Here is a 7,663-nt window from a genome sequence, read left to right as displayed (position 1 = left end):
ATTCCTGCCAAGAGCGATTATAGCTTCGACATCATTCGCTGAAGCAAGGTCGGGGGTGGCGGGCACAGCATCGCTCTTCACCCCTTGTTGTCGCGTTCGAACTCCGGAAATGGGGTGAACCATGGTGATGGTGACATTTTTGACGCCACCGATGCAGGATAAACTGGTCGTGGAAACATCTCCCGGTTTTAGTTTGCTGGAATTGATGGAGCGATACAACCTGCGCAGGAACTGCGTGTGTGGGGAGGGAAAGTGCGGGGCTTGTGCTGTGAAAATAGTTCCGATGCGGCGGACTCCCAAGTGGATAACCATAGGGTATCTCGAAAGGATCCAGTTCGTACGGGACGGGAAACTGTCCAAGGCCGAGAGCGAACAGCCCATGTTCAAGGACATTCCGCCCAGATGGCGCCTGGCCTGCCAGTATATTGTTTCAGATGAGCCCATCCTGGTGGTCTTTTAGGTTTTTTGCGCTGAGTAAAATGTTTCATGAAAAACAACGGGCCCGTCACGCAGCATGAAATCGATTACCCTGAATCGGTCGTATTCGTTACGCGCACCGATCCGAAAGGCATCATCACCGATGCCAACGAGTCTTTTGTGCGTATCTCCGGGTTCGAGCGTACTGAACTCGCCGGGAAAAGTCATAATGTGGTGCGTCACCCCGATATGCCCCAGTGGGCCTTTGCCGACTTGTGGAAAACAGTCAGGTCGGGTCGTGTCTGGCGCGGTTTTGTCAAGAACCGGGCAAAAAATGGCGATCATTACTGGGTCCTGGCCACAGTTTCTCCCATCATTCAGAATGGGCGTGTCGAGGGCTACCTTTCGTATCGAAAGAAGCCTACACGTCAGGAGGTTCTGGATGCTGAAGCGCTCTATCGACGATATCCCACGCAGGCTCCGTCCCTACCTTTTTCCCTGAAACACTGGTTTTCCGGTCTGTCTGTCCAGTACAAGATGCAGGTCATGGTTCAGCCGCTCCTGTTCGTGCTGTTGACGGGTTCTACCTTCCTCACCTATCAGCAGATTCGCTCGAACATTCTCGATGATGCCGCAGACTGTTTGCTTTGTCATCAAGGGCATGTAGGATCAGGCAGCGGGGCTTCCGGTCAGACGGCGGATTTGTCAAAAGAATTTGCCCGCCTGAACGTCATCGTCCTGACATTGCTGGCGGCACAGGTCGTCTTGCAAGTTCTGCTGTTTTTCATCTTCAGTTGGGTGTCACGCAGTTATGTTGCGCGGCCTCTTCTGACCGTGACACAGCACCTCGAGGAGATCGTGGCAGGGGATTTCAGTCGACCGGCAGACATCAGTGGAAAAGATGAGGTAGGCACGCTGCTGGACAAGGTCCAGTCCACCAAGGTCTTGATGGGCGCCATCATCGACCGAATCATGTCCACGTCGGAAAACATCAATACCCGTACGTTGGAGACGGAGAAGGCTTCCCGGTCAGCAGCCAGGATATCGTTGGAGCAGTCCGAATTCTCTCGGGCAGCAACAGCCAGTGTCGGGGAAATTTCCTCGAGTATCGATAGAACGGCCGATAACGCGAACATGGTGGGACAAACTTCGGCCCGTTCGTTGCTGGAAGCCAAGGAAGGAATGACCACGGTTCAGGAGGTGGTCGACAACATGATCGTGATCAGCAAGGAGGTGCTGCGAGCCTCGGATGCCGTTCGGAATCTGGGGGAGCGTGCAGGGCAGATCACGCAGATCGTGGGTTCCATCAAGGAGATTGCCGACCAGACCAACCTGCTGGCCCTGAATGCAGCCATTGAAGCGGCGCGCGCCGGGGAACAGGGACGAGGGTTCGCGGTCGTGGCCGATGAAGTGAGAAAGTTGGCCGGGCAGAGCGCCCAGAGCGCCGAAACGATCGGGAAAGTATCAAGTGGAATTCGAGAAGGCACTCTGGAGGCGATTCGCATGATCGATCTCGTGGTGGAGAAGGTTCGGCATGGGGAAGTGCAGGCCGGAAAAGCAGGGAATGCCATCGACAAAATTGCCCGGGAGTCGGAAAAGATGGTGGCGGGAATTTCCGACATCGTGGCGGCAGTGCAGGAACAGAGTGCCGCCAGCCATGAGGTGGCGATGCGTATCGAACAGATTGCCCAGGGGGCGGAGAATAATGCAGAGTCGGCGGAACAGGTGAATGAGGCCACCAAGGCGCTGGTGAGCATGGCTTGTGAACTCAATCAACTGACCGGGCGATTCAAGTTATAGCCTCACCGACGGCCATCGTTATCGCGCGCTATCCAGTCTGGTGCGTATTCTTCTGCAGATGCCCCATTTGCGTACCTCTTTTTCTTTACCCTGATAAATCCGGCGACTTGTCCTGCTCCGGGTGATTGTTTCGTTTGTTCTAATTGTTTGCTTTGCAACAGGATCATGGTTTAATAAAATCAATGGGTTGAAAATGGCACGATAATTGCTTTTGTTTCCTTTGACCCATGGGCTGCAGGGTCGCCATCATTCTGGAGGACTGATCATGGCCGGACTCAATATCAAGATACAGGAAGTATTCAATGAGCCTGGTTGCGAGAAAAACCAGGGGAAGGCGGAAAAGGAACGAAAGAAGGGCTGTACCAAACAACTGGTCCCTGGTGCTGCTGCGGGGGGCTGTGCTTTTGATGGGGCAAAGATTGCCTTACAGCCGATTACCGATGCAGCCCATCTGGTTCATGGGCCCATTGCCTGCGAAGGAAATTCCTGGGACAACCGCAGTGCCATGTCCTCTGGATCACGTCTCTACCGGACCGGGTTCACCACCGATATCGGTGAACTGGATGTGGTTTATGGGGGTGAAAAGCGTCTTTACAAAGCCATTCGCGAAATCATCGAAAAGTACGATCCTCCCGCTGTCTTTGTTTACCAGACCTGCGTGACCGCCATGATCGGCGACGATATCGAAGTCGTGTGCAAGGCGGCGACCAGGAAATTCGGGAAACCCGTCATTCCGGTTGATTCACCCGGGTTTGTGGGAAACAAGAATCTCGGCAATAAACTGGCGGGGGAATCCTTGCTGGATTATGTCATTGGAACGGAAGAACCTGAATATACGACTCCCTATGATATCAATATCATCGGTGAATACAACCTTTCCGGCGAACTGTGGCAAGTCCTGCCCCTGTTTGAGCGTCTGGGCATCCGTGTATTGTCCTGTATCTCCGGTGATGCCAAATACAGGGAGGTTGCCTGGGCACATCGGGCTCGTGCCACCATGATGGTGTGTTCGAAGGCCATGATCAACATCACCAGAAAACTGGAAGAGCGCTATGGAATTCCGTATTTCGAGGGTTCTTTCTATGGGATCTCCGACATGAGCGAGTCCCTGCGGCAGACGGCGAAACTGCTCGTTCAGCAAGGTGCCCCTGATGACTTGCTGGCGCGCACTGAAGCATTGATTGCCGAGGAAGAGTCGAAAGCCTGGAAAAAACTCGAGGTCTATCGACAGCGACTGGCAGGCCGTAAGGTTTTGTTGATCACCGGAGGAGTCAAGTCCTGGTCTGTGGTCTCTGCCCTGCAGGAAGTCGGCATGGAAATCGTTGGAACCAGTGTCAAGAAATCCACCCTGGAGGATAAGGCAAGAATCAAGGAAATAATGGGGGAGGACGCTCACATGATCGATGACATGTCTCCCAGGGAGATGTACGCGATGCTCAAGGATGCCAAGGCGGAGATCATGTTGTCGGGCGGGCGATCGCAATTTGTCGCCCTCAAGGCCAAAATGCCCTGGCTTGACATCAATCAGGAAAGACATCATGCCTACGCCGGTTACGATGGAATGGTGGCTCTGGTTCATGAAATCGACAAGGCACTCTATAACCCGATATGGGCGCAGGTGCGGAAGCCGGCGCCTTGGGAGTAGGAAATTTTTCCTGATTTCGGGTTGCATCGAGATTCGAGCAGACTGTTTTTGAGGAGGGTGCTGGATTATGGGCTCTGAGGTATGGGGGGCAATTCTGTGGTTGACTATTGAGGGGGGGTGTAATGAGTCATGCATTGGCTGAAGCCAAAGAGGTAACTGCAATGGAATCCGTGTTTGTCAAGGAACTGGTCAAACAGTGGCGCGCCCAGGATTCCTATGGAACCTGGGAAAAGAAAAGCGATGAAGTATTGCTGGAGCCTTATCTTCTTGACAAGGAAAAGAGAAAGACCATCCCGATCATGGGCGATCCGGACCCCGAGACCATTTGGCGTCTGGAACTGTTCTATAACGCGGTTGGGATGGCTATCGAACAACAGACAAAGGTCATGGTGAGTCCCATGATGAAGATGCATCACGAAGGTTTTGGTCGGATGGTTCTGATTGCCGGGCGTTTGATCGTCGTCAACAAGCAATTGAGAGACGTGCATCGCTTCGGTTTTCCCAGCATGGAAAAGTTGGCAGAAGAAGGGGGAAAACTGGTGGAGGCCGGGGTGAGCATGATTTCCCAATTTCCGGAAGTCGCCAGATACAGTTAACTGACAAAGGAACAAGGACATTGAATCATGGATGAAGCCAATGATATGAAACTGGCGTTGAAGAAACTCAATGCTCAGGCGACGGCGTTGAAGATGGATTTGCACGATCTGTCGGAGGACCTGCCGACTGGATGGGAGAGGATCATGGAAGTGGCTCAGAAAACCTTCGTGGCCTACCAGAATCTGAATGAAATGAAAAACCGGATGAGCGGGTCGAGTTGACCATGCTTTCACCCTGCCCAAATCCGGAGAGCATCATGCGTTATGTACGGACTTATATGAATAAAAGGTTAGCGGGGGTGAGGTTGGGTTGGTTCCCGGCTCTGTTTTTCCTGTGGATTGCTCAGGGGGAAGCTGCTGAGTTGATGGTCTCTGCCGCATCCAGTCTGACGGATGCCTTGAATGTTCTGAAGGAGGTTTATCAGTCCAGACATCCTGATGAAACGATTTTTTTCAATTTGGGGGCTTCTGGCCCCCTGGAGAAACAGATCGAGGAGGGGGCACCGGTGGATTTGTTCATCAGTGCTTCCGGGAAAGAAATGGATGCGCTTCAGCAAAAAAAACGGATACGGGATGATTCCCGGTGCAATTTACTATCGAACGAGATCGTTCTGATCGTTCCCAAAGCCAGTACAGCCTCGATACGGGGGTTTTCGGATCTGGCGAGAGTCCCTCGTCTGGTCATGGGAGATCCGGGCTTCGTGCCCGCAGGTCGGTACGCCAAAGAGATTCTGAAATTTCAGGGACTCTCCGGTTTGCCGGAAGACAGGATGGTTTACGGAGAAAATGTGCGACAAGTATTGGAGTATGTGGCCAGAGGAGACGTCGATGCGGGATTGGTTTTTTCCACCGATGCGTTGATCATGAAAGATCGGGTCCGGGTTATCGCGGTTGCGCCCAATGGGTCCCACGAACCGATCCTTTATCCGGTGGCCATTTTGAAACAGTCAACTCACCCCCAGGCGGCACGCGAGTTCATGGATTTTCTGGCCGGGCCTGAAGGGAGAGAAGCATTTTCCAGGTTCGGATTCAAGACGATGGGAAAGTGCCGAGCCGATCAATCCAACCAAAGGAATCCATCATGAAAATCAGCGGACAGAACAAACTGGCGGGCGAAGTTCTTGCGATCAAGAAAGGTGAAGTGGAGTGCCAGGTTACCATGAAATCCGGAGAAAACATGATCGTGTCGGTCATTACCCGGGATAGTGCCGAAGAGATGGAACTCAAGGTGGGAGACCATGTGGTTGCGTTGATCAAATCAACCGAAGTGATGATCATGAAGTAATGGGGGGGTAGAACGACATGGCTTCATTCCTTTCCGCCTTGAAGATTTCGCTCTGGGTTGCGACCAGTTCCACTCTGCTGGTCGCCCTGTTCGGGATGGCGTTGGCTTTTGTCCTGGCGCGCTGTGATTTCAGGGGAAAAAATATCATCGATGCGGTGGTAACCATTCCCATGGTGTTGCCCCCCACAGTGGTGGGTTACTGCCTGGTGGTGTTGCTGGGGCGGGAAGGTATCATCGGGGCGCCGCTATACCGGTTAACGGGGTGGTCCTTGATATTTACCTGGCAAGGGGCAGTGATTGCGGCCTTCATCGTCTCCTTGCCGCTCATGGTCAGGGTGGCCAGATCTGCTTTCGAGTCCGTGGATGAAGACTTGATCAGGATTAGTTACAGCCTGGGCAAGTCGAAGTGGGAAACTTTTGTGCATGTGATTCTGCCGTTGGCACGGGGCGGAATCATGGCGGGTGTGGTATTGGCTTTTGCTCGAGGATTGGGAGAGTTTGGCGCAACGCTGATGATCGCAGGAAATATTCCGGGAAAGACCAGTACCCTTTCGCTGTCCCTCTATTCTGCTTTTCAAGTTGGCGATGATGCCAGGGCCGGGCAACTGACCTGGGTGCTGACGGGCATTTCAGTGTTCGTCATTTACTTGTCAGGCAAACTGAGTCGCGGCAGATGGATGTGACTGTCCGCCTGAAGAAAAATCTTGAAGGATTCGCGCTCGATGTCAACTGGGCTGCCCAGGAGGGAATCGCGGTGATTTTTGGCCCATCGGGGTCAGGTAAATCCATGACCTTGCAGGCGATTGCCGGGTTTGTGGCGGTCGATGAAGGCTATATTCAAGTGGGTGAGCAGGTTTTTCTGGATTCCTCCGCATCCATCGATCTCCCGCCTCAAAGGAGGGAGATCGGGTATTTGCTTCAGAATTATGCATTGTTTCCACATATGACCGTGCGCCAGAACATTCTTTACGGTCGTCGAACGTCGGGCCAGGCAACTGGCGAGTTCCGGGAAATGATCGCCCTGTTTCAACTTGAGGGGTTGGAGAACCGTTACCCAGGGGCGCTTTCAGGGGGGCAAAAGCAGCGGGTGGCATTGGCTCGGGCCTTGATGAGAAAACCCGGGATTCTATTGCTGGATGAACCATTGGCAGCGGTGGATATCGCGGTTCGAAAAATGATCAGGACGGAACTCAAACTGCTTCAGCGAAAGTTGAAGATTCCCATGATTCTGATCACCCACGATCTGGGCGAAGCATTGTCTTTGGCAGACAAGTTGATCATCTACGAACAGGGTCGCGTGGTGCAGGAGGGTGATCCCATCGAGATCGTCAAGCATCCCCTCAATGAACGGGTCTCTGAATTACTGGGACGGATCGCTTTTCACACTGAACCTGTTTTTTCATTCTAACTCCATGGAAAATTTTTCAAAATTGAAGGCCCACCTTCTGCTCGAAAAAAATGGCTTGTCTTTTCTCGGAGATCAGCGGGTAACGTTGCTTGAAGCGATTGCCACCCACGGGTCGATCACCTCGGCCGCAAAAGCGATTGGAATGAGTTACAAGGCCGCATGGGATACCGTGGACACCATGAATAATCTGTCCGATCATCCGCTGGTACGACGGTCCATCGGGGGGCGCCATGGAGGAGGAACGATTTTGACCGAGCATGGCCAGCAACTGGTCAAGGTTTTTCGGGAAGGTGAAAAGAAATTTCAGGGGGTAATGGAGGATCTGGCGACGGATATGGAAAGTTTCACTCATCTCCAAGATATTTATAAAAGGTTTTCGATGAGAACCAGTGCCAGAAACCAGTTTGTAGGGAAAATCAGGAAAATCACCAAGGGCGCGGTCAATGCCGAGATAAAAGTCGGCCTCGACGACCATAACGAAATTATTTCCGTGATTACGGCCGAAAGCGTGG

General features: G+C 52.7%; 11 protein-coding genes. 10 read left to right on the top strand and 1 reads right to left on the bottom strand.

Going from position 1 to position 7,663, the window contains the following annotated elements:
* Positions 1-312 (bottom strand): hypothetical protein (locus M6F29_RS10670; protein ID WP_298159610.1); only part of this gene is annotated, 312 nt, incomplete at its 3' end.
* On the opposite strand from M6F29_RS10670, the gene M6F29_RS12415 reads away from it, so the two are divergent.
* From M6F29_RS12415 to modE, 10 genes are all read left to right on the top strand, one after another.
* A complete protein-coding gene (locus M6F29_RS12415; protein WP_366526001.1) occupies positions 206-460 on the top strand; it encodes a hypothetical protein in 255 nt (84 codons plus the stop codon). The two genes, M6F29_RS10670 and M6F29_RS12415, sit on opposite strands and share 107 nt — an antisense overlap.
* Before the next feature lie 26 nt (positions 461-486).
* Positions 487-2,217, top strand: a complete 1,731-nt coding sequence (locus M6F29_RS10665) for a methyl-accepting chemotaxis protein (protein WP_298159607.1) — start codon at positions 487-489, stop codon at positions 2,215-2,217.
* Positions 2,218-2,482: 265 nt separating this feature from the next.
* The gene (gene nifE / locus M6F29_RS10660; protein ID WP_298159604.1) at positions 2,483-3,862 is read left to right on the top strand and encodes a nitrogenase iron-molybdenum cofactor biosynthesis protein NifE; all 1,380 of its coding nucleotides are present in this window, start codon (positions 2,483-2,485) and stop codon (positions 3,860-3,862) included.
* A 122-nt stretch (positions 3,863-3,984) separates the two neighbouring features.
* A complete protein-coding gene (locus tag M6F29_RS10655) occupies positions 3,985-4,458 on the top strand; it encodes a NifX-associated nitrogen fixation protein (RefSeq protein ID WP_298159600.1) in 474 nt (157 codons plus the stop codon).
* Between the two features lie 27 nt (positions 4,459-4,485).
* Positions 4,486-4,680 carry a CCE_0567 family metalloprotein gene (locus tag M6F29_RS10650; RefSeq protein ID WP_297480256.1) on the top strand — a complete coding sequence of 65 codons (195 nt, stop codon included), beginning with the start codon at positions 4,486-4,488 and terminating at the stop codon, positions 4,678-4,680.
* A 56-nt stretch (positions 4,681-4,736) separates the two neighbouring features.
* A complete protein-coding gene (modA, locus tag M6F29_RS10645; protein WP_298159596.1) occupies positions 4,737-5,543 on the top strand; it encodes a molybdate ABC transporter substrate-binding protein in 807 nt (268 codons plus the stop codon).
* Positions 5,540-5,743, top strand: coding sequence for a TOBE domain-containing protein (locus M6F29_RS10640; protein ID WP_297480250.1), 204 nt, complete (start codon positions 5,540-5,542; stop codon positions 5,741-5,743). The genes modA and M6F29_RS10640 overlap by 4 nt, the downstream gene beginning before the upstream one ends.
* Before the next feature lie 17 nt (positions 5,744-5,760).
* Positions 5,761-6,426, top strand: coding sequence for a molybdate ABC transporter permease subunit (gene modB, locus M6F29_RS10635; protein ID WP_298159593.1), 666 nt, complete (start codon positions 5,761-5,763; stop codon positions 6,424-6,426).
* A complete protein-coding gene (locus M6F29_RS10630) occupies positions 6,417-7,151 on the top strand; it encodes a sulfate/molybdate ABC transporter ATP-binding protein (protein ID WP_298159590.1) in 735 nt (244 codons plus the stop codon). Before modB ends, M6F29_RS10630 begins: the two co-directional genes overlap by 10 nt.
* Positions 7,087-7,663 (top strand): molybdenum-dependent transcriptional regulator ModE (modE, locus tag M6F29_RS12410; RefSeq protein WP_366526000.1); only part of this gene is annotated, 577 nt, incomplete at its 3' end. The genes M6F29_RS10630 and modE, both read left to right, overlap by 65 nt.

Origin of the sequence: Ferrovum sp., assembly GCF_027317285.1 — a bacterium.
Taxonomy (GTDB): Bacteria; Pseudomonadota; Gammaproteobacteria; order Burkholderiales; family Ferrovaceae; genus Ferrovum.
The sequence above is the reverse complement of the archived record's forward strand: the minus strand, read 5'-3'. Positions and strand labels throughout refer to the sequence as shown.

Coding starts and splice junctions, on each gene's coding strand:
- M6F29_RS10650 (WP_297480256.1), top strand. CDS start 4,486: ATGGATGAAGCCAATGATATGAAACTGGCGTTGAAGAAACTCAATGCT.
- modB (WP_298159593.1), top strand. CDS start 5,761: ATGGCTTCATTCCTTTCCGCCTTGAAGATTTCGCTCTGGGTTGCGACC.
- M6F29_RS10665 (WP_298159607.1), top strand. CDS start 487: ATGAAAAACAACGGGCCCGTCACGCAGCATGAAATCGATTACCCTGAA.
- M6F29_RS10630 (WP_298159590.1), top strand. CDS start 6,417: ATGGATGTGACTGTCCGCCTGAAGAAAAATCTTGAAGGATTCGCGCTC.
- M6F29_RS10655 (WP_298159600.1), top strand. CDS start 3,985: ATGAGTCATGCATTGGCTGAAGCCAAAGAGGTAACTGCAATGGAATCC.
- M6F29_RS12415 (WP_366526001.1), top strand. CDS start 206: ATGGAGCGATACAACCTGCGCAGGAACTGCGTGTGTGGGGAGGGAAAG.
- modA (WP_298159596.1), top strand. CDS start 4,737: ATGAATAAAAGGTTAGCGGGGGTGAGGTTGGGTTGGTTCCCGGCTCTG.
- M6F29_RS10640 (WP_297480250.1), top strand. CDS start 5,540: ATGAAAATCAGCGGACAGAACAAACTGGCGGGCGAAGTTCTTGCGATC.
- nifE (WP_298159604.1), top strand. CDS start 2,483: ATGGCCGGACTCAATATCAAGATACAGGAAGTATTCAATGAGCCTGGT.